Origin of the sequence: Mesorhizobium sp. M0923 (assembly GCF_040319365.1) — a bacterium.
Classification (GTDB): Bacteria; Pseudomonadota; Alphaproteobacteria; order Rhizobiales; family Rhizobiaceae; genus Mesorhizobium.
The window spans coordinates 231,261-256,010 of the sequence record NZ_JAMYNW010000002.1; the positions used below are offsets into that span (position 1 = coordinate 231,261).

At 62.5% G+C, this 24,750-nt stretch carries 20 protein-coding genes; 4 read left to right on the top strand and 16 right to left on the bottom strand.

Annotated elements, in window-relative coordinates; genetic code table 11:
- Positions 1-155 precede the first annotated feature (155 nt).
- The 7 genes from NKH89_RS04865 to NKH89_RS04895 are packed head-to-tail and all read right to left on the bottom strand — an operon-like array spanning position 156 to position 8,088.
- Positions 156-1,952 (bottom strand): ABC transporter ATP-binding protein, encoded by a 1,797-nt coding sequence (locus tag NKH89_RS04865; protein ID WP_023716960.1) that lies wholly within the window; start codon positions 1,950-1,952, stop codon positions 156-158.
- Positions 1,949-2,893, bottom strand: a complete 945-nt coding sequence (locus tag NKH89_RS04870; protein WP_352908459.1) for an acetamidase/formamidase family protein — start codon at positions 2,891-2,893, stop codon at positions 1,949-1,951. Before NKH89_RS04870 ends, NKH89_RS04865 begins: the two co-directional genes overlap by 4 nt.
- Positions 2,883-4,526 (bottom strand): ABC transporter substrate-binding protein, encoded by a 1,644-nt coding sequence (locus NKH89_RS04875; protein WP_352589034.1) that lies wholly within the window; start codon positions 4,524-4,526, stop codon positions 2,883-2,885. Before NKH89_RS04875 ends, NKH89_RS04870 begins: the two co-directional genes overlap by 11 nt.
- Before the next feature lie 32 nt (positions 4,527-4,558).
- On the bottom strand, positions 4,559-5,479 hold the full coding sequence (locus tag NKH89_RS04880) for an ABC transporter permease (RefSeq protein ID WP_352547582.1): 921 nt from the start codon (positions 5,477-5,479) through the stop codon (positions 4,559-4,561).
- Positions 5,476-6,342: an ABC transporter permease gene (locus tag NKH89_RS04885; RefSeq protein ID WP_352589251.1), complete on the bottom strand. Its 867-nt coding sequence runs from the start codon at positions 6,340-6,342 to the stop codon at positions 5,476-5,478. Before NKH89_RS04885 ends, NKH89_RS04880 begins: the two co-directional genes overlap by 4 nt.
- 19 nt (positions 6,343-6,361) lie before the next feature.
- Complete coding sequence (locus tag NKH89_RS04890) at positions 6,362-6,964, bottom strand: ANTAR domain-containing response regulator (RefSeq protein WP_023716955.1); 603 nt, start codon at positions 6,962-6,964, stop codon at positions 6,362-6,364.
- On the bottom strand, positions 6,961-8,088 hold the full coding sequence (locus NKH89_RS04895) for a transporter substrate-binding protein (protein ID WP_023716954.1): 1,128 nt from the start codon (positions 8,086-8,088) through the stop codon (positions 6,961-6,963). Before NKH89_RS04895 ends, NKH89_RS04890 begins: the two co-directional genes overlap by 4 nt.
- Before the next feature lie 517 nt (positions 8,089-8,605).
- Between NKH89_RS04895 and NKH89_RS04900 the strand changes: the two genes are divergently transcribed.
- Positions 8,606-9,721, top strand: coding sequence for a hypothetical protein (locus NKH89_RS04900; protein WP_352859169.1), 1,116 nt, complete (start codon positions 8,606-8,608; stop codon positions 9,719-9,721).
- 54 nt (positions 9,722-9,775) lie between these two features.
- Here the strand turns inward: NKH89_RS04900 and nadE are convergent, their stop codons facing one another.
- From nadE to NKH89_RS04940, 8 genes are all read right to left on the bottom strand, one after another.
- The gene (gene nadE, locus NKH89_RS04905; RefSeq protein ID WP_352483696.1) at positions 9,776-10,783 is read right to left on the bottom strand and encodes an NAD(+) synthase; all 1,008 of its coding nucleotides are present in this window, start codon (positions 10,781-10,783) and stop codon (positions 9,776-9,778) included.
- Entirely contained in the window at positions 10,780-12,327 is a 1,548-nt protein-coding gene (locus NKH89_RS04910; protein ID WP_352483697.1) for a class I adenylate-forming enzyme family protein, read from the bottom strand. Before NKH89_RS04910 ends, nadE begins: the two co-directional genes overlap by 4 nt.
- A gap of 22 nt (positions 12,328-12,349) precedes the next feature.
- A complete protein-coding gene (locus NKH89_RS04915) occupies positions 12,350-12,613 on the bottom strand; it encodes an acyl carrier protein (protein WP_156948004.1) in 264 nt (87 codons plus the stop codon).
- A 19-nt stretch (positions 12,614-12,632) separates the two neighbouring features.
- Positions 12,633-14,570 carry an asparagine synthase (glutamine-hydrolyzing) gene (gene asnB, locus NKH89_RS04920; protein ID WP_352589032.1) on the bottom strand — a complete coding sequence of 646 codons (1,938 nt, stop codon included), beginning with the start codon at positions 14,568-14,570 and terminating at the stop codon, positions 12,633-12,635.
- Between the two features lie 292 nt (positions 14,571-14,862).
- The gene (locus NKH89_RS04925) at positions 14,863-15,834 is read right to left on the bottom strand and encodes an NAD-dependent epimerase/dehydratase family protein (protein WP_352908460.1); all 972 of its coding nucleotides are present in this window, start codon (positions 15,832-15,834) and stop codon (positions 14,863-14,865) included.
- A gap of 109 nt (positions 15,835-15,943) precedes the next feature.
- Positions 15,944-19,402, bottom strand: coding sequence for a chromosome segregation protein SMC (gene smc, locus NKH89_RS04930; RefSeq protein ID WP_352908461.1), 3,459 nt, complete (start codon positions 19,400-19,402; stop codon positions 15,944-15,946).
- A gap of 117 nt (positions 19,403-19,519) precedes the next feature.
- A complete protein-coding gene (locus NKH89_RS04935; RefSeq protein ID WP_023716945.1) occupies positions 19,520-20,248 on the bottom strand; it encodes a DsbA family protein in 729 nt (242 codons plus the stop codon).
- Positions 20,249-20,377: 129 nt separating this feature from the next.
- Complete coding sequence (locus NKH89_RS04940; RefSeq protein WP_352639131.1) at positions 20,378-20,878, bottom strand: DUF721 domain-containing protein; 501 nt, start codon at positions 20,876-20,878, stop codon at positions 20,378-20,380.
- A 56-nt stretch (positions 20,879-20,934) separates the two neighbouring features.
- Here NKH89_RS04940 and mutY point away from each other — a divergent pair, with 56 nt between their 5' ends.
- Together mutY and NKH89_RS04950 are read left to right on the top strand one after the other, a co-directional pair.
- A complete protein-coding gene (gene mutY / locus NKH89_RS04945) occupies positions 20,935-22,047 on the top strand; it encodes an A/G-specific adenine glycosylase (RefSeq protein ID WP_352639129.1) in 1,113 nt (370 codons plus the stop codon).
- An 11-nt stretch (positions 22,048-22,058) separates the two neighbouring features.
- Entirely contained in the window at positions 22,059-22,670 is a 612-nt protein-coding gene (locus tag NKH89_RS04950) for an HAD family hydrolase (RefSeq protein ID WP_352639127.1), read from the top strand.
- Positions 22,671-22,735: 65 nt separating this feature from the next.
- Here the strand turns inward: NKH89_RS04950 and NKH89_RS04955 are convergent, their stop codons facing one another.
- Positions 22,736-23,869: a site-specific DNA-methyltransferase gene (locus NKH89_RS04955; protein WP_023716941.1), complete on the bottom strand. Its 1,134-nt coding sequence runs from the start codon at positions 23,867-23,869 to the stop codon at positions 22,736-22,738.
- Positions 23,870-24,048: 179 nt separating this feature from the next.
- On the opposite strand from NKH89_RS04955, the gene NKH89_RS04960 reads away from it, so the two are divergent.
- Positions 24,049-24,738: an HAD family hydrolase gene (locus NKH89_RS04960; RefSeq protein WP_352814253.1), complete on the top strand. Its 690-nt coding sequence runs from the start codon at positions 24,049-24,051 to the stop codon at positions 24,736-24,738.
- Positions 24,739-24,750: the final 12 nt, after the last annotated feature.

Here is a 24,750-nt window from a genome sequence, read left to right on the forward strand (position 1 = left end):
ATGTCAGATGTAAACTGGCGATCTTGCCAACTCGGCATCGCCGATTGGCGCTGCCGCGGCAGCGCCATCACCGATCACATCCTGCCGCCCGAGCATCACATATGCTGCTGTCCCCGAGCGTCTGCGGATTGGCTGGACGAGGCGGCCTAAGCTGATCAAGTGGCGACGAGGTGGCCGTCGCCAACATCTTCAAGCTTGAGTTTCCGGGGCTCGTCACCGATGCGCCGCACAGCGCTTGGAATTTCGCTGTCCAAACGGGCGAACCGGGCGCGGCGCCGGCCTGGATCGGGAACCGGAACGGCTTCGATCAGCCGCTTTGTGTAAGGATGGCGCGGGTTGGAGAAGATCTGGTCGCGGGTGCCCATCTCGACGATCTGCCCCAGATACATTACCGCCACGCGATCGGAGATGTTCTCTACCACCGCCATGTCGTGCGAGATGAAGAGATATGCGACGCCGAATTCGCGCTGCAGTTCCTTCAGCAATCTTAACACGCGCGCCTGCACCGACACATCGAGAGCAGAGACGCTCTCGTCGGCAATGATCAGCTTTGGTCGCAGCGCCAGCGCCCGTGCAACGCAGATTCGCTGGCGCTGCCCGCCGGAGAATTCGTGGGGATAGCGCTCCATCTGGTCAGCGGAGAGGCCGACGCGTTCGAACAGTGCGGCGATCTGGGCGTGCCGTTGCTCTTTGTCGCCGAGGCCGTGGATCAGCAGAGGCTCGGCGACGAGATCGCCTACTCGCATGCGCGGGTCGAGGGACGCGAAGGGATCCTGAAAGATCATCTGCACATTGCGGCGTACAGCCTTGCGCTCCTTGCGGCTGAGCGCCGACAAGTCGTGGCTGCCGATTGAAATGCTGCCGGTGTAGGGCACCAGCCCGGCGATCGCCTTGGCCGTCGTCGACTTGCCGCAGCCCGATTCGCCGACCAGCGACAGCGTTTCGTGCGGCGCGATCGAGAAACTGACGCCCTCGACCGCGTGCACCCTGCGGTCAACGCGACCGAAGAAGCCGCCGCGCAGGTCGAAGCGGACGTGAAGATCGCTGACGGATACAAGCTCGGCCGGCATGTGGGCGGCGTCTTGTCGGTCTTCGGCCGGCCGTCCACCGCCGATGCGTGGCACGGCGGCCAGAAGCTCGCGCGTATAATCTGCCTGCGGGCGGGTGAAGATGTCGGTCGCGCTGCCCTGCTCGACCATCCGGCCATCGCGCATGATGATAACGCGGTCCGCCATCTCGGCGACGACACCCATGTCGTGCGTGATCAGGATAACGCTGGTGCCGTGCTCGCGCTGCAGGTCACGCAGCAACTCCAGCACCTCGCCCTGAACGGTGACGTCGAGGGCGGTCGTCGGTTCATCGGCGATCAGCACATCCGGGTTCAGGGCCAGAGCCATGGCAATCATCACACGCTGGCGCATGCCGCCTGAGAGTTCGTGCGGATAGTGCTCGAGCCGCCGTTCGGCATCCGGAATTCGGACTGCCTTCAGCGCCTCGAGCGCCCTCAGCCGCGAGTTGGAGCGCGACAGCGAGGCGTGTGCCTCGATCGCCTCCGTGAGCTGCCGGCCGATGGAAAGAACCGGATTGAGCGATGTCATCGGTTCCTGAAAGATCATGGCAATGCGGTCGCCGCGGATGCGGCGCATACCACTCTCGCTAAGAGCCGCGAGATCCTGATCGCCGAGCCGGATGGAGCCTGATCTGATGCGTGCCGCCGGCTGCGGCAGCAAGCCCATGATGGCCAGCGCCGTCATCGACTTGCCGGAACCGGACTCGCCGGCGATGCAAAGCGTTTCGCCGCGCATCAGGTCGAATGTCAGGTCGGAAACGACGTCGCGGTCGCCCTCTTCGCCGCGCACGGCGACGCTCAGACCTGAGACGCTGAGTACCGGCCTGACAGAGCCACTCTCCGCGGCGGCCTGCCCGGATCGTTTGATGTCCTCCACCTTCATTCAAAGACGCAGCGGGGGAAGTAGAAAGAAACCACCCAGTTGGGCATGTCGACGATCTCGCTTATGCGCAGGTCGCCGCAAACCGACACGAGCATATAGGCGTCTACCGGATCCATGCGGTAGCGGCCGGAGAGCAGGTCGATCATCTGCGAGACGGCGCTCCTGGCGCCGTCCATCAGATCCGGCCCGATACCGGTTGTCACCTCATAGCCCTTGGCGTCGAGATGTCGCGACACCGGACCGGGCGTCGTGAAACGCGGCGTCCGCAGCCGGGCATCCTTGACCAGATCGAGCGTCAGCACGGCGTCCATGGGGCTCTCGATCGCCGTGCCGCAGACCTCGCCGTCGCCTTGCGCGGCGTGCGTGTCACCGACCGAGAACAACGCTCCCGCGACCTCTACGGGCAGGTAGAGCACCGTGCCGGCAGCGAGATCACGGATGTCCATATTGCCGCCCACGCGCCGCGGCGGGACCACCGAATGCAGACCCGGCTCAGCCGGGGCATTGCCGATGGTGCCGGCGAAGGGCTTGAGCGGCACCCGGCCGCTCTTGCCGAACAGCGCGGGTTCGAGCGAGGCGGCGTCGTACTTCCAGATATTCAGTGCCGGTTGAGCGAAGTCATCCGCCAACAGACCGAATCCCGGGATATTCGCTGTCCAACCGAAGCCGGACGGCTTGAACGCCTCGATGGTGATTTTCAGGGCATCGCCCGGCTCTGCCCCGTCGACATAGATTGGCCCAGTGACCGGGTTCACCTTGGCAAAATCGAGCAAAGCAACGTCGTCAACGGTGCTCTCCATCGTCAGCTGCCCGCCGGACGAGTCCAGGCACTGGAACTCGATCGTCGACCCTGGCGCCACCCGTTCGGCCGGGACAAAGGAATTGTCCCAGCCGAAATGATGGTGGCGCCCGTGGATGGTGTAGTCGCAGTTATTGCACATCGGTCACATACACATTGTCGTAGTTGATCGGGATGTGGACCGGGTCGACATAGAGGTTGTCCGCGCCACCCATGCGGGTTGATTTCATGGTGAAACGCTGCTCGTTGAACACCGGTGCCCAGGGCGCGTCTTCCATGATCTTGCCGTAGATCTCGCTCCACATCTTGGCGCGTTCGCCAGCCTTGGCCGGGTCGACGATGGAGTCGGCTTCGGCCGCCTTGGCGTCGAGCTCCTTGTTGCAATACCACGACCAGTTCCAGCCGCCCGGGACGGCACCAGCGCAGCCAAGGATCGGGCCGTAGAAGTTCGACGGATCGGGGAAGTCGGCGATCCAGGCCATGCCGCCGGACCAGATCATCGGCGCACCGGCCTTGTCGCCGCCGGCGGCGATGACGTTGGCCTGGGCGAGCGACTGGATGCTGGCCTTAATGCCGACCGCCGCCAGATCCTGCTGGATGGCCTGCGCGATACGCGGGTTGGGATCGGTATTCATGGCAAACAGCTGCGTGTCAAAACCACCGGGATGCCCCGCCTCGGCAAGCAAGGCCTTGGCCTTGGCTACGTCATAGGAATAGCCCTTGAATTCTTTGTCGTAGCCAGGCATCGACGGCGGCAATGGCTGATTGGCCGGCACCGCACGGTTGTTGATCAGTTGGACGATGCGGTCCTTGTTGATCGCCATGTTGACCGCCTGCCGCACCTTCACATTGTCGAACGGCGCCATGGTGGTATTCATGGTGATATAGCCGGTGTGCAACTGGCCGCCCTCGACGACACGGGCCTTCTGCTCGGGATCGGCCATCACCTCCTGGAATTTCGCCGGCGGAATGCCGTCGCCGGGAACGTCGATCTCGCCTTTCTGGAGCCGCAGCAGCGCCACGATCGGCTCCTGACCGATCTCAAAGGTGATCTTGTCGAGATGCGGCAGGCCCTTGTGCCAGTAATCCGGGTTACGCTCGAAGACCACGCGCTGGCCGAGCGTCCATTCCGCGAGCTTGAAGGCGCCGGTGCCGACCGGATGTTTGCCGAAGTCCGCGCCGTATTTTTCGACCTCTTCCTTCGGCACGACATGCGAGAAGTTGATCGCCATGACATGCAGGAAGGTGGCGTCGGGCCGGGTCAGCTCGAACTTGATCGTGTAGGGATCGACGACGGTTATGCCGGCCAGGCTTTCCGCCTTGCCGGCAGCGACATCGTCATAGCCTTTGATCGACCCGAAGAAGCCGGCACCAGGGCTCTGTGTCTTTGGATTGGTGACCCGGTCGAGCGAATATTTCACGTCGTCGGCGGTCATCTCACGGCCATTGTGGAACTTCACTCCTTGGCGCAGCTTGAAGGTGAAGGTCTTGCCGTCGGGCGCAATCTCGTAGCTCTCGGCAAGGTCGGGCCGCAGGTTGGTGGTGCCCGGCTCGTAGTCCATCAGCCCGTCGAACAGGCTCTTGATCATCGACCAGTTCTGCCAGTCATAGCCGATGGCCGGATCGAGCGTAGCGACGTCGTCCTTGTAGGTAATGGTGATCGCGCCGCCCTGCTTGGCATTCGGATCGACGGCGTCTTCGGCGCGTACGCTCGTCATGCCAAGCACCAGCGCAAGCGCCGATGCCGCCACGGTCGATATCAGATATTTTCTCATGTCATGTTCCCTTTCTCTGGTGTTCTTGGTTTTCATCTGAGCTTGATGCGTGGATCGATGAACGGTGCGACAGTGTCGGCCAGGAGATTGCCGAGCACGATGGCAAAGGCCGAAACCAGGGTGACCCCCATGATGATCGGAATGTCGATGCGCTGAATGGCCTGCCAGGCTAGCTGGCCGATGCCTGGCCAGCCGAACACGCTTTCGACAACCACGATGCCGCCCATGAAGATGCCGATGTCGATGCCGATCATGGCAATGACCGGCAGGATGGCGTTGGGCAGCGCGTGCCGGAAGATAATGGCGCTGCGTGCAAGACCCTTGGCACGCGCGGTACGCACGTAATCCTGGCGCAGCACGTCGATCATCGACGAGCGCATCATGCGGGCGTACCAGCCTGCGCCGAGAATTCCCATGGTCAGCGACGGCAGCACCAGATGGCGCCAAGTGCCGTAACCGCCGATCGGGAACCAACCGAGCCGCACCGCGAACACATAAAGCAGCAGCAGGCCGACAACGAATTGCGGCGCCGAGACGCCGACGAAGGAGGCGACCATCAGCGACTGGTCGGTGGCGGTGCCGCGCTTGACGGCGGCGATGAGGCCCATCGTAAGCCCGATCACGACTTCGCAAGTAATGGCGCCGACCATCAGCAGCAGGCTTGCCGGCAGCCGCGAGACGATCAGCTCCGTGACCTCCGAGCGCTGAATGTAGGAGCGCCCCAGATCGCCGCTGAGCAGGCTGATCAGATAGTGCCAATACTGGACGACAAAGGGCTGGTCGAGGCCGAGCTGCCGGCGGATGTTCTCGACCGTCTCGGGCGTGGCGCTGCGGCCGGCGATCTGGCGGACGGGATCGGCGGGCAGCAGATAGAGCAGCGCAAAGGTGATCAGAGAGACGCCGAGCAAGATGAGCACGGACTGGACAACGCGGCGGCCGAGATAGGCGATCATCTTCGCCCCCTTTGCGTCGGATCGAGAATGTCGCGCAACGCATCGCCGACTAGGTTAAAGGCTAGCGCTAGCGCCAGGATCGCCGCACCCGGAAAGAAAACCAGCCAGGGCGCTGCCTGAAAATAGGTTTGGTTTTCGAAGATGATGTTGCCCCAGGAAGCAGTCGGCGGTTGCACGCCGATGCCGAGATAGCTGAGCGTCGCTTCCAGAAGCACCGTGGTCGAGATGCCGAGCGTGCCCCAGACGATGATCGTCGGCAAAAGGTGCGGCAGGATATGACGAAACAGGATGCGTGGAGCGCTTGCGCCGATGGTGCGCTCAGCATCGATGAACTCGCGCTCGGAGAGCGAACTTGTCTCGGTGTAGATGACGCGGGCGGTCTGCACCCAGTTCACCAATGCGATCACCATAGCGACGATCCACAGGCTCGGCTGGAGCACCGCCGCCAGGCAGATGGCGAGCAGCAGCGCCGGGAAAGCCATCATCAAATCGGTGAAGCGCATAAGCGCGCTGCCGATCCAGCCGCGGAAATAGCCGGCCGTGATGCCGACCAGCGTGCCGATCAGAAGCGCCACGCCATTGGCGACGATGCCGATGATCAGCGACGTGCGCGCGCCGAAGAGAAGACGGGTCAGCAGGTCGCGGCCAAGCAGGTCGGTGCCTAGCCAGAATTGGGCTCCCGGCGGCAGTGGCGCGCCTTCAAGCGTGAGCCCGTCAAACATCTGCTCGTTCGGATCGTAGCCTGTCAGCCACGGTGCAAGAATGGCGCCGGCCAAGACAAGGGCAATAATCCCGAGGCCGAGCAATGCGAGAGGCCGTTTTAGCAGACGTCGCCAGACGCCGGCGCGAGGCTTGGCTGGCATGCGCCCCGCGGCTGAAAGCTCAGGCGCGATCGGATTGGTCATCGTCGCCTTCTTCTTGTGTCATCGCCACGATCCTGCGCGCGGCGTCCTCGACGCTGATTTGCCAGCTCATCGCCAGCGAGCGAAGCTGCGCATAGGCACGGCCGTCCTCGGCGCCCTTCGACAAGACCTCCACCGCGCGTACGATGGTCTGGCGCTCCGCGACCCGCTGACGAAGCGAGGCGATCTCGCTGGCCAGAAGCTTGCGCGCCTCGAAACTCTGCCTTGCGATCAAAAGCGCGCTATAGACGCCGGCGTTGCCGACCGGTTTCAGCAATTGGGCATCGGCCTTGTGCGACAGTGCCCATTCGACACGCCCCGGCGCCTCGGAGCCGATCAGCGCTATCAGCGGCATCGGTGCCTCGCCCGGCTTCCACGGAAATTGCTCGTCAAAGCCGAGGTCTACGTCGAAGAAAACGAAGTCCGCCGCCAAGGCTTCGGCCGGCAGTTCCGGCCAGAAGCCAATCGCCTCAAGGCCGATGGCCGACAATTGCCTTGTGATCGCCTGCACGGTCGGATGTGGACGATGCAGGACAAAAGCCCTGGCGCCTCCAAGGTTCGGGATACGCGCCATCTTGCTCACGACACCACCCGCAGGCGTGGCCGCCCGAACGTCTCCGTCCGGTCATAGCGGGAAAGGTAGGGATCGGGTGCCACGCCCTTCGTCAGCGTGACCGTTTTGAACGATGTCCCATCGATACGTCCGATCTGCACCGGCAAGGTAGCGTGCTGGGTTTGCGGATCGATGGCGATGTCGCCCAGCGGTGTTCGAAATGATGTTCCGGCAAAGACCTTGGGCAGGTCCGTCCATTGTGCACCGGGGTTGCGGGTGAGGATCTCGGCGAGCGTGCGCACCGAGGCATAAGCCGCCGCCTCGAAGGATGAGGCAGGCATGACGGAAGACACTGAAGCCGCTCCGCGATCCGCCCCCGAGGTGTCGTGAAAATAGGGCCCAACGGAAAGATGACCATCCCCTGCCCCGTTGAGCGCCGGCAATTCGCATTCCGTGAGATTGCAGGACAGGATCGGGCAACGCTCCGGCCTGAAATGCGGGTCGCGCCGGCCAAGCTCGGCATAGGCGGCGATAAACGCATAGGAAGAAGGGCCGATGAGATTGTTCAGAATGAAATCAGGTCTCGTCGCCTGTACCTCCGCGATCAGCCTCGCAACATCGACCTCGCCAAGCGGCAGATAGCGTTCGCCCAGCACCTTGCCGCCGGCGTCCGCAATCAGGTCGCGCGCCACACGGTTGGTCTCCCAACCCCAGATGTAGTTGGAACCGAGCAGGAAGCCGTCGGCGCCGAAACGAGGCACGACATAGGCAAGTAGCGGTACCAGATGCTGATTGGGGCAGGCGTGGGTGTAGACGACATGCTCATTGGCTTCGAAGCCCTCGTACGGGCAGGCATACCACAGCGTGCCGCCTGCCCTTTCCAGGATTGGAATGACCTCCTTGCGGCTCCACGAGGTGACGCAGCCAATGATGTGACGCGCGCCGCTGTTGGCGAGAATGTCCGCGCAGCCGCTTGCATACCGATCGATGTTGCCCTGCGGGTCGCGCTCGACCGGGATGAATTCGAAGGGGACAACGGGATCGGCGTTGACGTCGGCGATGGCGTTCATCGCGCCCGCACGGCAGGATTCGGACACCAGCCGGTAGTTGCCGGACCGCGAATAGAGAATGCCGATCTCGATATGCCGTTTCAAGCAAAGCCTCAAAATGACAATGCCCCGCAGCCACCGCCGCAAGGCGAGGCATACGAGGCATTCTTGCCGCCCGGCGGCCAGAGCCGGTATTTGTCTCACCGTATTACGCCCGCGCCCCCAGTCAAGAGCCGCCACACGAAACTTTGGCCAGCCGAAACGGTTCGACGCGGAGCACGCAACTCATGCCGCTGGTCGTGTAGAGTCCGCCGGGAACCAAAATTACTGATGTCCAGGTATGAGGCCGGACAACCTGGTTCGCTACCATTCAAAGCAACGACTTTAATATCGGTTTACCTGAATCTGCTAGCAGCAATGACGCCGGTTTTCGTCGGTCAAGCAAAGGGTCCACCTTGCCGCAGCAATTCAGCACTCCGTTCAGTCACCGGGGCGACCGCAACTGGTCGAGGTTGCACGGCTTCATGGGCGTCGAGTTGGAACTCGCGTCCGATGTTCTCGTGCCTCGTGTCGCCTTGGCCCGGAAGCTCGGCGGACGGGACTTCGGTGCCGGGAGCCGGGCTTGAGCATCATTCGCGCCTTGCAAGGCGCCGACCTCCCGGCAGTCGCGGACATGTTTCAGCGCGTGCTGCTGAAGGAAGGGACGAAAGCGCCGGCCTCTCTCGTCGAATACATGAGACGGTTTTATCTGGATGCGCCCGGTTGCGGCGGCGACCTCCGGTCGCTTGTCCATGTCAACGACGCCGGTCGCGTCTCCGGATTTGTCGGTGTCCACGTGCTGCCGATGACGTTCAACGGCCGACAACTACGCGCCGCCATCTGTAGCTCGCTCATGGTCGAGGACCATGAGCACGATCCGCTGGCCGGCGCCCGCTTGCTGAAAGCATACCTTGATGGTCCGCAGGACATCTCCTTCAGCGAGACGGCCAACGATATCTCCGTGAAATTGTGGACCCGGCTGCGCGGCGCGGTCCTGCCGCAATACAGCCTTGACTGGGTCCGCGTGATGCGCCCCGCGGCCTTCATGCTCAGCCTTTCCGCCAATCGCCTGACGCTTGCCCGAATGCTCAATCCGTTGACGCGTGCCGTCGACCGATTTTATTGCAGGAGGATGACGCCCAGCGAACGACGCTGGTCAGGTGTGGCGGTGGAAGGGGCAGGCCACGGAGCATTTCGGATATCCGAAATCGACAGCCACACATTTGCCAAGCTCATCGAGCCGTTTACCGCTCAATTCGCCCTGCGCCCGGATTGGACGGAAGGCCAACTCGACCACATCCTGACCGATGCGGCACAGAAGCCGGATTTAGGCGAGCTTGTCTTCGGTTGCGTGACATCGCCAGTCGGCAACAATGTCGGCGCTTTCGCCTATTACGCACGGAAGTATCAAATTGGTCGCGTGCTGCAGATCCTCGCCCTCCCCGGCCAGGCGGGCTCGGTGATAGACTGCCTTATCGATCATGCCGCCGCGCGCGGCGTCAGCGGCCTGCGCGGACGTGTTCAACCTGCACTTCTGGAGGCGATGCTTGGACGACGCATCGCTTTCCTGACCGTTGCCTCAACGGTGGTGCATTCACGTGATCCAGAGCTGTTGGACGCCATGAAGAACTCGCAAGTCTTCCTGAACGGTCTTGCGGGCGAGCAGTGGAGCCGGCTGATCGGGAGCCGTTTCAGCTAGAGTCGGGACACGTTCAAATCGAACCGTCCATCCGTGGCCCGGTTTCGAGGCGGTTCAGGTGCCGATTTCCTCGACTTCATCAACGAGTTGCGGACGCTGGTGCAGATAACGCGTCGCCTTGCGTTTGGCGATGATATCGGCCCAGACGCGTTCCACTTGTGAGGCGGCCAACCCCGCCGCCTGCCCCACCAGCTCAGCCGCCACGCCGTTGTTGAGGCCGTAAAGGCAAATATCCATACGGTCATAAGGAAGCGAGAAGTAGAACTCCTCCTGGGTCTGCGCCAGCGAGTAGGTATCGGTGGTCGGCGGCCGGTTCCGGATTTCCTCCGGAACACCGAGATGGGCCGCCAGCGCATAGACCTGCGTTTTATAGAGGTGCGCGATCGGCTTGACGTCCGCTGCGCCGTCACCGTTCTTCACGAAGAAACCCTGATCGTATTCCAGCCGGTTCGGCGTTCCAAGGACGGCGAAGTTCAAGCGGTCGGCGTGATAGTATTCGATCTGCTTGCGGGTGCGCTGTTTCATGTTGGTGGCGGCGACGATACCAAGATAGACAGGCAACGGCATTCTCAGTTTCGTCTGCTTGCCTTCCGGATCCTGCACCACCAGGGATGAGATATTGTAGCCCTTGCCCTCGAGGGCGTTCGCGATCACGATCTTCGAGGCCCAGCCTTCGGCGTATTCCGGGACCAATTCGCGGATAAAGGCGTCGCGACGCTGGTAGCAGCCCATCGCGCTCAGGGTCGGCCCGATATCCTCTACGATAGCCTCGACGCCAAAAGTTTCGGCGACGAGGCGGCCGAGCCGCAGACTTTCGGGATCGGAATCGCTTTCCGGCATGAACAGGCAAAGCACATTCCGCGGTCCGACGGCTCGCGCGGCCAACGCGACCGACACGCTCGAATCGATCCCGCCCGAAAGACCGAGCACAAGGCCCCGCTTGCGAAACCCGCGCAACTGCTGGCGCAAAGCCGTTACGACACGGTCCGTTTCGGCGGCCAGGTCGATCGCCAGAGCCTGCGCCAGAAAGGTCCGCGCGTCCTTGGCGGGGCGAACATTCATTGAGCGGCCTCCATGGTTTCTGCCGCAAGCCGACGACTGACCTTGCCGGTATCGGTCTTCGGCAGTTCCCGGCGGAACTCGATGACCCTGGGGACCATAAAGTCCTCAAGGTGGCGTGCACAATGACGAATGATATCCTTTTCGCTAAGCGCCGGGTCGGACCGTACGATGAGTGCACCGATCGCATGCCCGAGCACGGGATCCGGCACACCGACAACCACTGCTTCCGCGATGCCCGGATGCGCGTGAAGCACGGCTTCCACTTCCTTGGGCGCGACTTTCTCCCCCCGCGACTTTATGATGTCGTCCTTGCGGCCGACGAAATAAAGAAAGCCTTCCTCATCGGCCCGGAACAGATCGCCGGTGTAGAGAACCATCTCCCAAGGATTCGGACCTGGGCGAAGGGCTTGTGCCGTCGCAGCTTCGTTTCGCCAATAACCCTGCATGACGTGCGGCCCGCGAATGACCAACTCACCTGCTACGCCCGGCGGCACTCGTTGCCCGTAGTCGTCGACGACAAAGGCCTCGGTGTTCGGAATGGCTATCCCGACCGACCCCGGCCGGTGGTCGAGTTCCTCGGGTGGCAGATAGGTGCAGCGCTTGCATTCCGTCAGGCCATACATCGAATAGAGCCTGACATCGGGGAAAAGAAACCGCAGGCGTTCTATGTGAGCCGGCGGCAAGGCAGCCGCCGTGTTGGAAATATAGCGAAGGCTGGGCAGGAAGCCCGGCGCCAGGTCACGCATCTGCAGGATCATCGCTGCCATCGTGGGCACGAGCGGAAGACCGGTGACGCCTTCCTGGCGGATACGTTCAAAGACCGCCTGGGGAAAAGCGAAGGACTTCTCGAGCACGAGCGTGGCGCCGAGCCTGACAGCCATCAGCAACTGATAGAGCCCGTAGTCGAAAGCCAGGGGCAGAACATTCAAGATGATGTCGTCCGGCGAATTGCGCAGATAGGTGGTGATTGAGTCGGCCGCCGCGTCGCAATTGCGGTGCGTCATCATCACGCCCTTGGGCCGGCCGGTCGAGCCCGAGGTGTAGATCAACATCGCAAGATCGACGTCAATGCCGCGGTGGTCAATCTCCCTGGCTTGGAACGTCAAGCAATCCGCCAGGGATGTGGCGCCTGCCGGGCATTGGTTATCCGCACCAAGGGTGGAAGCCACGAAGATGCCGGTCTTGCCGGAGGATCCGGACGCCTCGGCGACCAAGGGCATCAGTTTTGCTTGCGTAAGGATCGCAGCTGCGTCGCAATCGGCGATGATGTAGGCAAGCTTTTCGGCCTTGGTAGATGCGTTGATCGGACTGAAAGTCGCGCCTGCCTTAAGAACTGCGAAAATCGAAACCGCAGCCTCCCAGCAATTGTCCATGAAGATCAGGACGCGGTCGTCGCGCCTGACGCCATTCGTGAAAAGGGCGGCGGCCAGGCGGCTTGAGAGATCGTCCAGCTCTTCGTAACACAGCCTTTTGTGCTCGGTGATCAATGCCGTTTTGGCTGGATGGGCAGCGGCCTTGGCAGCCAGAAAATGTTCGATCCGCACGGACGCTCCTCGCCAATTGCGCCTACGCTGCCAGCGCTTCTGCTTTCGCCTTGATGAAGGCGGAGATACGGTCAATCGAATCCAGATTGGCCGGTACGATGTCGGTATCGACCATCGCGATGCCGAAATCATCCTCAATGAAAGCTACGAGTTCCAGCACGGCCGTCGAGTCGATGATGTCGTTCTCGATCAGTGATGCCGTGTCTGCAAGCTCGTAGGACGAGTCGCCGAACAGGAAGTTGTCGACGATAAAGGTTTTGACCTTGTCCTTGATTGTTACCATGATGTTTTCTTCCCTCGATTTCTCAGGCCGCTCGTGCTGTACCGACCTTTTGGCCGGTGAAAATCTTCTGCCACAGTTGGGTCGACAAAATGCCGACGAAGGCAGCATTGTCGCGGAACCCGGACGCTGGCTGCAAGCGGCATTTCTCGTGCAGGTTCGCCACCGCCTTGGCGTTGAATAGTCCTCCGGCGGCGATGCTCGCCTCGCTGAGCGAGTCGCGCACGTAGTCCAGTTCTCCGGCTCCAACGAAGGAGCGGGCTTCCGGCGCCCGGTAAGGCTGTTTGGTGCGCTCCCCGATGGCCGTCGGGAGCAAGTGCTTGGCAACTTTGCGCAGTATGTGTTTTTCCACCAGCCCCTTCAGCTTCATTTCCGGCGGAAGTCTTGCTGCAAACTCCACCAAACGATGATCGAGGAAGGGGAAACGCCCTTCAATACCGTGCGCCATGGCCATCCGGTCGCCCTGGCTCGAGAGGATGTAGCCCGGCAGGAGAAAGCGGGTTTCGAGATATTGCCCCTGATGTAGCGGATGCCACCGGGAAAACGCCTCAGGCAACCGGCTGGCCAGTTCCTCGGCTGCGTCATAGCCCTTCAATGTCGCGCGCAGGTCACCGGAAAAGAACATCTTCGCCGCTGATGTGGTCTTGAAACGCGGCCGATGCGAGAATAGGGGATCGTCCAGGGCAGCGCTGCCGGTGCCGAAGAACGCAGCCAGGTACTCCACGGACTGCTGTTGCAGCCCCGGCAGATAGGGATAAAGCTTGCGGAACAGCTGTGGCCTGATGCGCGATGCCGGCTGTCGTCCGCAGAAACGGCGAACCCGCGCTTCCTTGAAGACATCATAGCCGGCAAAGACCTCGTCGGCGCCTTCGCCTGTCAGCACCACTTTCAAACCGGCCTGGCGAACGAGGCCGGACAGTTGATAGAGGGGGGCGGGGGCGGTACGGATGATCGGCCGTTCGGCAAAGCGGATGACTTCGGGAAACACACCGGCGATATCGCCCGCACGGCAGGCGATGGTTCGATGATAGGTGCCAAGCGCCAACGCCATTTCGGTCTGGAAGGCGCTTTCGTCATGCTCGGCGCTGTCGAACGTCACGGAAAATGTCTGCAGCTTAAGAGGAGTCATGCCGGCCGCGATTGCCGAAACGAGGGATGAATCGAGCCCGCCCGAAAGGTAAGAACCGACCGGAACGTCGGCGCGCATGCGAAGCCTCACCGCGTCGGTCAAAAGGGCCTGCAGTTCTTCGGCCGCATCGTCCTCATTGCTGATTTTTGATGGCGCGTCGAGATACGGGTAGTCTAGGTGCCAATATGGTTTGACCGTGACTTGCCCCTGTGTCGCGATCATCACGCTTCCCGGCTCCAGCTCGTGGATGTTGCGGAAAGCCGTGCGTGGAGCGATCGGCGCCCACAGCGTAAAGATCTGGTCGAGTGCGATCGGATCGATTTCGGCCGAGACGCCGGGCACCTTCAGCAGGGCTTTTATCTCCGACGCAAAGTAGAGCACCCCGTCCCTGCTGGTGTAGAACAGCGGCCGAACACCCATGCGGTCTCTTGCAAGCACCATCCGCCGACGCCGATTATCCCATATCGCGAAGGCGAAATCACCGTTCAGGAGCGACAGGCAGTCTTCGCCCATCTCGTCATACAGCTGCAGGAGAACTTCTGTGTCGCTCGACGTGCGGAAGCGTCGGCCCTTGGCCAGCAGTCCTTCGCGCAATTCCACGTAATTGAAAATCTCGCCGTTGAACGCAATCGTCAAATTGCCGGTCTCGTCGGACATCGGTTGCTGGCCATCACCAATCCCGATCACCGACAGCCGCGCATGCCCAAGTCCAGCTTCGGGCGCTACGAATTTCCCTCGTTCATCCGGCCCGCGATGGGCGATCGCAGACGTCATGCGCGCAAGCAAAGCTTCCGCATCCCGGACTGAACCGAAATAGCCCCCGAATCCGCACATCTACACAGCTCATACTGAACAGCAAGCCACAGAACATAGCGTTCATAAGCGCCTCAAAGGTTAATCGGATACTTTTCAGCGAGCATGTGGTTAACAGGATGTTAGGACAGTATGATGCTTTTTGCAGTCCGACTTGTACCCACTCCAGGTCACGCTTGACGGTGAGCTACTGTCGCACGAGCACCATGGGCCAGGTTCTTCAAAGCTTCGCGCCGGATCAGTTGCGGATTGGGCCGAATGCCAGTGATACCGGTTCGCATCGAGATAGCGATGTCACGGCGAGCAGTGCAAATTACTGCTTCGAGTACGGCCGGTACCAATCGACAAACTTCTTCAGCCCGTCCTCTATCGAAACGCTAGGCCTGAAGCCGAAATCCCGCTCCAGCGCGGTCATGTCGGCATAAGTCTTCTCGACGTCGCTCGCCTGCATCGGCTCGTTGTGGCGGATTGCCTTGACCTCGAGCAATCTTTCCAGAATGTCGATGAAGTCGCCCAGCCGCACCGGCCGGTTGTTGCCGACATTGTAAAGCCTGTTCGGCGGAACGTCAGCCGCCGGCGGCTTGTCGAGCACAGCGACAACCGCCTTCACAACATCGTCTATGTAGGTGAAATCGCGCCACATTTCGCCATTGTTGAAGACCCGGATCGGATTGCCCTCGAGCATCGCCTTGCTGAACATCCAATAGGCCATGTCGGGGCGGCCCCAGGGACCATAGACCGTGAAAAACCGCAGGCCGGTCTGCGGTATGCCGAACAGATGGGCGTAGGTGTGGCTCATCAGTTCATCGGTTTTCTTGGTGGCGGCGTAAAGCGAGACGGGCTTGTCGACCTGATCGGCCTCGCTGAACGGCACGCTGCGGTTGCCGCCATAGACCGAGCTCGACGAGGCATAGACCAGATGCTCGAATGCCGGTTCGGCGCGACAGAATTCGAGCACTTCGAGGTGGCCCATGACATTGGAACGGATATAGAGCCGTGGATTGTCGAGTGAGTGACGCACGCCGGCCTGCGCTGCGAGATGCACGATCCTGACGATGCCTTTCCCGGCCAAAGCGGCCGCAAGCGCGCCCTGTTCGGCAATATCGATCTGGTGGAACGAAAAATCCTTACGGGGCAGAAGGCGGGCAAGCCGCCCCTTTTTGAGCGCCAGGTCGTAATAGTCGTTCATGTTGTCGACGCCGACGACCGCTTCTCCCCGGTCGAGCAGATGGTGGCAAACATGACTGCCAATGAACCCCGCGGCTCCGGTGACAAGTATAGGCAACAAGCTTCTCCACGCGCACAGCCGGGCGGGTATCCGGAGAGGCAGATCCAGCCCATTTCGTCGTGCTATAGTCGAAAGCCGAGGTGGAGACCACCACTAAGCTGATGCGTCAGCTTGCCTCGCGCATGGCTTCGGCAGCCTGCAGGTCGACCGACACCAGTTGGCTGACGCCTTGCTCGGCCATGGTTACCCCGAACAGCCGGTCCATGCGCGCCATGGTGATCGGGTTGTGTGTGATGATGACGAAGCGCGTTTCGGTGGTTGCGGCCATTTCGTCCATCAGATTGCAGAAGCGTTCGACATTGTGGTCGTCGAGCGGGGCGTCGACTTCGTCGAGCACGCAGATCGGCGCCGGGTTGGTCAGGAACACGGCGAAGATCAGCGACATCGCCGTCAATGCCTGCTCACCGCCGGACAGCAGCGTCATCGTTTGCGGTTTCTTGCCGGGCGGGCGCGCCAGGATCTCGAGCCCGGCTTCGAGCGGATCGTCGGACTCGATCAGTTGCAGCTCGGCGGTGCCGCCGCCGAACAAATGCGAAAACAGCCGCTGAAAATGGCCGTTGACCACCTCGAAGGCGGCGAGCAGCCGCTCGCGGCCTTCGCGGTTCAGGCTGTGGATCGCCTGCCGCAGCTTGCGGATCGCCTCGATGATGTCGTCGCGCTCGGAGACGATGGTCTCCAGCCGGTCCGACAGTTCCTTCTGCTCTTCCTCGGCGCGCAAATTGACAGCGCCCAACCGTTCGCGCTCGACCTTCAGCCGGTCGAGCTGACGCTCGATCTCGGCCATTTCGGGCATCGGGCTGTCGGGTTCGAGGCCAGTGTGGCGGATCACCAGATGCGGCGGCGTGTTCAGCGTTTCCTGGATGCGCGCCTCGACTTCCAGCCGCCGCTCGTCGGCAGCGGTCAGCCGCTCTTCGGCGCGAACACGCGTTTCGCGCGCTTCGGCGAGCGACTGGATGGCAGCGGTCGCAGCCTTGTCCAGCTCGGACTGCCGGTTCTCCGCTTCCTGCAAGCGGTCACCTGCAGCTTTTCGCAGGCTTTCGGCCTCGGCGAGTTGCGACAGCAGGGCGCGCCGTTTGGCGTCGATCTCGTCGGGTGCGTCGGCCAGTTGCTCGCGCTCGGCCTCAGCCTCTGCCTTGCGTTCGCCGAGTGCCGCGATCTGCGTCGAGGCGTTTTCGGCGCGCTCCACCCAGTTGCGCCGTTCCGCGCCGATCGCGTCGAGCCGGCGCGTACGTGCCTCGGCTTCTCGCCTCAGGCCCTCGTGAACGGCACGCGCATCGGCAAGGGCGGCGCGGTCGCGGGCGACGTTGGCCGCCGACTGCTCGAGCTGCAGTTGCAGATCGCCGAGATCGGGAGCGTCTTGCAGCAGCATTTCCGCCTCGACGAATGCTGCCGCCGTCTCCTCATGGCTGTCGACGATACGCGCGCGCGCCTCGTCAAGTGCTGCACGCCGGCTCGACAGTTCGCCGCCGGCTTTTTCGGCCTCAGCCAGCGTATTGCGGGCAGCATCCAGCCCATGCTGGGCGTCGCGCCCGGCCTGTCGGGCATTGCGTTCGGCCTCGCTCGCCTGGGCAAGCGCCTGTTCGGCCTGCGCAAGCGCCTGTTCGGCTTCGCGCAGGATGCGCGTGGCATGAACCGCTTCGGCATCGAGTTCGGCCAGCCGGTTTTTCTGCGCCAGCCGCTGCGCGGCGGCGGTCGGCGCATCGGCGCTGGCGGTGAAGCCATCCCAACGCCAGAGCGCGCCTTCGCGGCTGACCAATCGTTGACCGGGAGCAAGCAGCGTCTGCAACTTTCTTCCGTCGGCGGCATCGACAATGCCGATCTGGGCCAGCCGGCGGGCCAATTGCGCCGGCGCGCGCACCACGCTAGCGAGGCTCTTTGTGCCTTCCGGCAAAGCGACATCGCCGGGCTGGATTTCGCTCTGGCCCCAATGCACAGGCGCGCTACGATCAAGCGGCACGTCAAGATCTTCGCCAAGCGCGGCACCCAGCGCCGTCTCGTAGCCACGCTCGACGCTGATCTGCTCCAGCACCGAGGGAAACAAATCGCCGCTCGCGGCGTTCAGGATCTTGGCGAGCGTGCGGGCCTCGGTTTCGATCCGCGCCAGTTCGGCCTTTGCGTCCTGAACCGGTGGGCGGGCGGCACTTTCGCTTGCGCGTGCCTCGGCGACCGCCTGTTCCGTGGCAATCGCGGCTCGTTCGGCCCCTTCGAGCAGCGCCTGCGCCTGTTCGACCAGCAGCCGCTTCTCGGCGGGGTCGGGCAGGCCGGCGACCCTGGAGACGATCTCCGACAGTTCGCGGTCGACATCGGCAAGCTGGCGGGCAAAGCGGTCGCGGCGCTCAGCGGTATCGCGCAGCGTCCGTTCAATCTGGTTGCGCGAGGCGGCCGCCTCCGCCCGTTCGGCGGTCAGCGAGGCCAGCTTGGCCTCGCTCGAGGCAAGCGTCGATGCCGCCTGCTCGAAAGCCGCGCGGGTGCTGGCCTCGCGCTCGGCGGCGCCGGCGTTTTCGATATTGAGCGCGGCTTCTTCGGCGGCGAGGCGTTCGAGGATATCCGCATTGTCGCGGACCATGTGCTCCTCGCGGGCAAGGTCGCCATCGAGCTGTTGCAGTCGGCGGTCGAGCTCAGCCTGGCGGGCGCGGATGCGGCCTGCTTCTTCCTCGATCTGTGCCTTAGCGATCGACAGACGCTGGAAGGCGGCGGCGGCGGCGGCTTCCGCATCGCGCAGGTCCGGCAGCCGGTGGGCGTTGATACCTTGTTCCCTGGCGGCAGCCATCTGGGCGGCAGCACGGTCGCCGACCAGCGCGGTGGCAATCGCCAGCGCCGAACGCGCTTCGCCTTCCTGCGTCTTGGCCAGCGTCCAACGCAGATGCAGCAGCGTCGCTTCGGCCTTGCGGATGTCGGCCGACAGGTTCTTGAAGCGCGAGGCCTGGCGGGCCTGGCGTTTCAGGCTTTCGATCTGGCTTTCCAGCTCGCCGACGACGTCGTCCAGCCGTTCGAGGTTCTGTTCGGCCGCCTTCAGCCGCAGCTCGGCTTCGTGGCGCCGTGTGTGCAGGCCGGAAATGCCGGCCGCCTCTTCCAGCAGTGCGCGGCGCGCCTGCGGCTTTGCCTGGATCAGCTCGCCGATGCGGCCCTGGCCAACCATCGAGGGCGAGCGGGCGCCGGTCGACTGGTCGGCGAACAGCAGCTGGACATCCTTGGCACGGGCTTCCTTGCCATTGATGCGGTAGAGCGAGCCGGCCTCGCGCTCGATGCGGCGCGAGACCTGCAACTCATCGGCGTCGTTGAAGGCAGACGGCGCAGTCCGGTCGCTATTGTCGAGGAACAGCGTGACTTCGGCGGTGTTGCGGGCCGGACGCGTTCCCGAGCCGGAAAAGATGACATCGTCCATGCCGGACGCACGCATGTTCTTGTAAGAGCTTTCGCCCATAACCCAGCGTAGCGCCTCGACCAGGTTCGACTTGCCGCAGCCGTTCGGCCCGACGATGCCGGTCAGGCCGCGTTCGATGACGAACTCGCCGGGTTCGACGAAGGATTTGAAGCCGAGGAGGCGAAGGCGCGAGAACTTCATTCGCGCCGACCCATAGCCAAGTTTCGCAAAACTGTTCCGCGGTTTTGCAAGGAGAACCAGCGGCAAGACAAAGAAGTGCGCACGCCGAAGCGCAGCCGCTTCGGCGCTGCCAAAACGTCAGAGCAGAGGGTCGATGATGGCCGACATTTCCGCAATCGACATCGCCCCTTTGTAGGTCTTTCCGTTGATGAAAAAGGTCGGTGTGGAATCGACCTTGAATTCGTCGGCGCCGCGCTTCTGGACGGATCTCACATCGTCCAGAAGCTTCTGGTCCGTCAAGCAGGCCTCGAAGGACTCCTGTGTAAAACCGGCAAGCTTGGCGATTTGCAGCAGTGCGTCCTTGGTATTGTTCACACCAACCCAGTTCGCCTGCTGCCTGAACAGCACGTCGACCATCGGGAAATAGTTGTCCTTGGAGCAGCGCGCCAGCATGAAACCGGCCTCGGCGCTGGGGTCGAACGGAAATTCGCGCAGGATGTAACGGGCCTTGCCGGTGTCGATATATTTCGTCTTCAGCTCCGGAAAAGTGGTCTCGGCGAAATGCGCGCAATGCGGGCAGGTCATCGATGCATATTCAACGATGGTGACCTTTGCGTCGTCCTTGCCGAGCTGCATGTCGGGCAGCGCGCCGGGCTTCAACAAGGCTGCCATATCCACCGTGCCCTGAGCTTCAGGCGCTTTGGCGGCGGCTGGAGCGGCCGGCTTCGCAGGTTCCGCCGGAGCCGCAGGCTTCACATCCTGCGCCTCGGCTTTCTCGCCGGAATCGCTGCAGGCGGCAAGCAGCGCCACCGCTGGTATGGCGGCCAGCGACGACAAGAGATTTCTGCGGGACAAGGAACGGATCATACGAATCACCTGGCAATAGTTGGATTTTGCAATGCAAAGGCTACAAAAAGCGAGAGTTGGCGCGAATTAAGGCATTGCCACCCCTATTCCAATCGGCAAATTCGAGCATGCCATCACGATAGCGCGAGATTACGGCTTCCTTTGGCCTAGAATGGTGGCGCCAAGCCGCTCCAGCGAGGCGCGCAGCCCGTCGTCCTCGATCAAACCGACAGTGCCCGACAGCTTCGCCTTCTCGGCCACGGTCAGCGGCCGCAAAATGGGTTTCGGCTTTTCCTTGCCAGTCATTACCGGTTTCTGCACGATCCTGATCCGGCCGATCGCATTGAAGCCGAGAAACGCATTGACCCGGTTGATGATCTCGCCGGTCTCGTGCTGCAGATGCAGTGCCGCCACACCCTCGCAGGCAATCACCAGCACCGCCGGCTCGAACGGATCGTCCTCGTACATGCGGCGTGGCCACTGGATCTTTTCCGGGCGCGAGCGGCCGGCAAGCCGCGGCCCGGCAATCTCTTCCCACGACTGAACCAGCCCGATCGACATGCCGGCCCGCTTGCGCAGCACCGGGTCGAGGATCTCGGTTGCGAGATCGCTCACCGGAACGGGATTGCCGAAGGGCCTTTTCCCTGCCATGTGCGTTCTCCAGTCACCAGCTTCAGCACCAGTGGATTAGGGCCGACCCTCGATCAATGGCACTGCACGACCAGACCCGCAAGGCCGTATCCGGAGACAATGGCGAGATCGCGTTCCGGCTGCTTGGCTGGTACGACGCGCATCACCGCGACCTGCCCTGGCGCGTTCCGCCGCGCGCGCTGGCAGGCGGCGCGCAGCCCGATCCCTATCTGGTCTGGCTTTCCGAGGTGATGCTGCAGCAAACCACGGTCGAGGCGGTAAAATCCTATTTCCGGGCGTTCGTGCAGAAGTGGCCAACTGTCGAGGCACTGGCGGCGGCACCGATCGAAGACGTCATGAAGGCCTGGGCCGGGCTCGGCTATTATTCTCGCGCCCGCAACCTCAAGGCTTGCGCCGATCTCGTCGCGCGGCTAGGCGGCCGCTTTCCGGACAGTGAGACCGGCTTGAAGGAACTGCCCGGTATCGGCGCCTATACGGCAGCGGCGATCGCGGCGATCGCCTTCGACCGACCAGCCGCGGTCGTCGACGGCAATGTCGAACGGGTCGTCTCACGGCTGTTTTCGATCGCCACGCCGCTGGGCGAAGCCAAGGGCGAGATACGCAGCCACGTCGAGCACATGGTTCCCGGGACAAGGCCCGGCGACTTCGCGCAGGCGATGATGGACCTGGGCGCGACGATCTGCACGCCGCGCCGGCCCCGCTGCATGCTTTGCCCCGTCAGGCAGGATTGCAGCGCCACAATCTCGGGCGATCCCGAGCGCTTTCCGGTCCGCCTGCCCAAGGCCGAGAAACCCTTGCGCCGCGGCGCCGCTTTCGTCGCCGTCAGGGGCGACGGCGCCGTGCTTTTGCGCAAGCGCGTCGAAAAAGGCCTGCTGGGCGGCATGACCGAAGTGCCGACGACCGGCTGGACCGCGCGCATCGACGGCGCCACAACGGAAGCGGCAGCCCCGTTCCCCGGCGACTGGCGGCAGGCCGGACGCATCGGCCATGTCTTTACCCATTTTGCGCTCGAACTCGACGTGTTCAAGGCGGAGACCGACAGCGCCGCCCCGCCCGGGCATTTCTGGTCGCTGGCCCATGAAATTTCCGGGGAAGCGCTGCCGAGCGTCATGAAAAAGGTAATCGAAGCGGCGATACCGGGCGCGACGAAGAAGCAGCGGCCGCATTGAAAGAGAGAAGAATGTCCGAAATCCGCCACATCGTTTTCGACATCGGCAAAGTGCTGATCCACTATGATCCGAACCTGCCCTTCAGCCGCTTGATCCCCGATCCAGACGAACGGAAATGGTTCTTCGACAATGTCTGCACGCATGATTGGAACATCGAGCAGGATCGCGGCCGGACCTGGGAAGAGGCAGAGACGCTCCTGATCGCCCAGTACCCGGATCACGAACAGAATATCCGCAATTTCCGCCGCCATTGGCACGAAATGGCACCGCATGCCTATAATGACAGCGTAGCCATCATGGAGCGCCTGATCGACACTGGCCATGACGTGACGCTGCTGACCAACTGGGCTGACGATACGTTCCGCGAAGCGCGCGACCGCTTTCCGTTCCTGGAGCGCCCGCGCGGCATCACCGTGTCAGCCGAGATCGGGCTAATCAAGCCGGATCGCGCCATCTATGATCACCACGTCGCCGCGTTCGGCCTCGAACCGTCAGCCACGCTATTCATCGACGACAGCCAGAAGAATGTCGACGGCGCCAAGGCGGCCGGCTGGCAGTCGGTGCTGTTCACCGATGCAAAGACGCTCAGGGCGGACCTTGAGCGTCTTGGGATTAAAGTGTGATTTGAATCGCTTCCAGGGACTGGCTGAGCCTTCGCATTAACTGATCTGTCGCAACTCAGAAACCGTCAGGCCCCTGCCCGTTCCATGCCTAGCCGCGCAATGCGGCGAAGCTCGTCGATCGGGGTCAGGCCTCCGCTGCGCTCATAATGCCAGAAGGTCCATCCGTTGCAGGCGTCCAGCCCCTGTACCTCGGCGCCGATCTTGTGGATCGACCCGGCACTGTCGCCGATCGCCAGCGTGCCGTCGGCACGCACCTTGGCCGCCCAGCGCTTCTTGGCGTCGTAGAGCGTGGCGCCGGGTGCCACCAGGCCATTATCGAGCAGGGTGACGAAGGCGACGCGCGGCTCGGCGCGCTTGCCGGTCAGCACTGTCAAATTGGCGCCGTCCAGCGGCCGGACCGCATCGATGCGTTCCATGGCGGCATCGATATAGGCTTGCTCACGCTCGATGCCGACGAAGTGGCGGCCAAGCCGTTTGGCCACCGCACCGGTGGTTCCTGAACCGAAGAAGGGATCGAGCACGATGTCGCCGGGCCGGGTCGATGCCGTCATGACGCGGGCAAGCAACGCTTCCGGCTTCTGCGTCGGATGCAATTTATCGCCATTGTCGTTTTTCAGGCGCTCGCCGCCAGTGCAGATCGGAAACAGCCAGTCGGAGCGCATCTGAATGTCGTCGTTCGACGCCTTCAGCGCCTCGTAGTTGAAGGTATAACCCTTGCCCTTCTGGTCGCGCGATGCCCAGATCATCGTCTCATGGGCATTCTGGAAACGGCGGCCACGGAAATTCGGCATTGGATTGGTCTTGCGCCAGACGACGTCGTTGAGGATCCAGAAGCCCAGGTCCTGCATCTTGGCGCCGACCCTGAAAATATTGTGGTAGGAGCCGATGACCCAGATCGTACCGTTGGGCTTCAACACGCGGCGCGCCGCCAGCAGCCAGGCGCGGGTGAAGGCGTCGTAGGCCTCAAAACTGTCGAACTGGTCCCAATGGTCGTCGACGGCATCGACCTTGGATTGGTCGGGCCGGTGCAGATCGCCATCGAGCTGCAGATTGTAAGGCGGATCGGCAAAGATCACGTCGATCGACTTTTCCGGCAGCCGTTCGAGCGCGGCGACGCAGTCGCCCTTCAGGATGGTATCCAGCCACTCGGATTGCTGGGGAGCATCGGAAAGCTCGTCGAGAAGACGCACGGCAGACATTATGACACCCAAGGCACGCGTTACTGTTTACTATCCGTTATGGTTACCGATCAGCGTAAATATTCAGTGAAGCATACTGCCGAATTTGCGAAGCCCGGCCTGTTGGTGTATGCCGCGCCGCCTGAGCCGTTTGGCCAAAGGGCCCTCGGCATTCCCTTCATCCCGCGTTCCGGATCACCATGCCCCAGCCAGACCTTGTCATCTTCGATTGCGACGGCGTGCTCGTCGATTCCGAAATCATCGCTGCGCGTATCGATGCCGAGCTTTTGGCCTCGGCCGGCTACGAGATATCGGCCGAGGAAATTTCCGAGGTCTACGCCGGGCTGACTTTCAAGGACATCATGATGCGGGTCGAGGAAAAGTCCCGGATCCCGTTCCAGGCCTCGCTGATCGACAAGGAGGAACAGCTGGTCGATCGCCGGCTGCGCAGCGACGTGCGTGCCATCGACGGGGCGCACGAGGCTGTCACCGCGGTAACGGTGCCGCGCTGCGTCTGTTCGAATTCGCGTTCGGAGCGGATCGAATTCATGCTGGAGAAGGTGCAGCTTTTGCCGTTCTTTGCCGGCCGTATCTTTTCGTCGCTGGAAACGCCGACCGGGAAAACCAAGCCGGCGCCGGACGTGTTCCGGTTCGCCGCGGAAAAGCTCAAGGCCGATCCTGCGAACACCTTCGTCATCGAGGATTCCGTGCATGGCGTCACCGGCGCCAAGACGGCGGGAATGCGCGTCATCGGCTTCACCGGCGCGGCGCACAGCTATCCCGGCCACGCCGATGCGCTGACCGAAGCCGGTGCCGAAACGGTCATCCGCCGCTGGGCGGAACTGAAAAGCGTGATCGCCGCGCTGTCGGAATGGTCGGCGGACGCCTGAGAGGCCGCCTCC

What these genes read in the sequence shown, in the direction of transcription:
- asnB (WP_352589032.1), bottom strand. Translation starts at nt 14,570, where the DNA reads ATGTGCGGATTCGGGGGCTATTTCGGTTCAGTCCGGGATGCGGAAGCT.
- NKH89_RS04875 (WP_352589034.1), bottom strand. Translation starts at nt 4,526, where the DNA reads ATGAGAAAATATCTGATATCGACCGTGGCGGCATCGGCGCTTGCGCTG.
- NKH89_RS04880 (WP_352547582.1), bottom strand. Translation starts at nt 5,479, where the DNA reads ATGATCGCCTATCTCGGCCGCCGCGTTGTCCAGTCCGTGCTCATCTTG.
- NKH89_RS04960 (WP_352814253.1), top strand. Translation starts at nt 24,049, where the DNA reads ATGCCCCAGCCAGACCTTGTCATCTTCGATTGCGACGGCGTGCTCGTC.
- NKH89_RS04940 (WP_352639131.1), bottom strand. Translation starts at nt 20,878, where the DNA reads ATGGCAGGGAAAAGGCCCTTCGGCAATCCCGTTCCGGTGAGCGATCTC.
- NKH89_RS04950 (WP_352639127.1), top strand. Translation starts at nt 22,059, where the DNA reads ATGTCCGAAATCCGCCACATCGTTTTCGACATCGGCAAAGTGCTGATC.
- mutY (WP_352639129.1), top strand. Translation starts at nt 20,935, where the DNA reads ATGGCACTGCACGACCAGACCCGCAAGGCCGTATCCGGAGACAATGGC.
- NKH89_RS04935 (WP_023716945.1), bottom strand. Translation starts at nt 20,248, where the DNA reads ATGATCCGTTCCTTGTCCCGCAGAAATCTCTTGTCGTCGCTGGCCGCC.
- NKH89_RS04870 (WP_352908459.1), bottom strand. Translation starts at nt 2,893, where the DNA reads ATGTGCAATAACTGCGACTACACCATCCACGGGCGCCACCATCATTTC.
- NKH89_RS04865 (WP_023716960.1), bottom strand. Translation starts at nt 1,952, where the DNA reads ATGAAGGTGGAGGACATCAAACGATCCGGGCAGGCCGCCGCGGAGAGT.
- NKH89_RS04955 (WP_023716941.1), bottom strand. Translation starts at nt 23,869, where the DNA reads ATGTCTGCCGTGCGTCTTCTCGACGAGCTTTCCGATGCTCCCCAGCAA.
- NKH89_RS04885 (WP_352589251.1), bottom strand. Translation starts at nt 6,342, where the DNA reads ATGCCAGCCAAGCCTCGCGCCGGCGTCTGGCGACGTCTGCTAAAACGG.
- smc (WP_352908461.1), bottom strand. Translation starts at nt 19,402, where the DNA reads ATGAAGTTCTCGCGCCTTCGCCTCCTCGGCTTCAAATCCTTCGTCGAA.
- nadE (WP_352483696.1), bottom strand. Translation starts at nt 10,783, where the DNA reads ATGAATGTTCGCCCCGCCAAGGACGCGCGGACCTTTCTGGCGCAGGCT.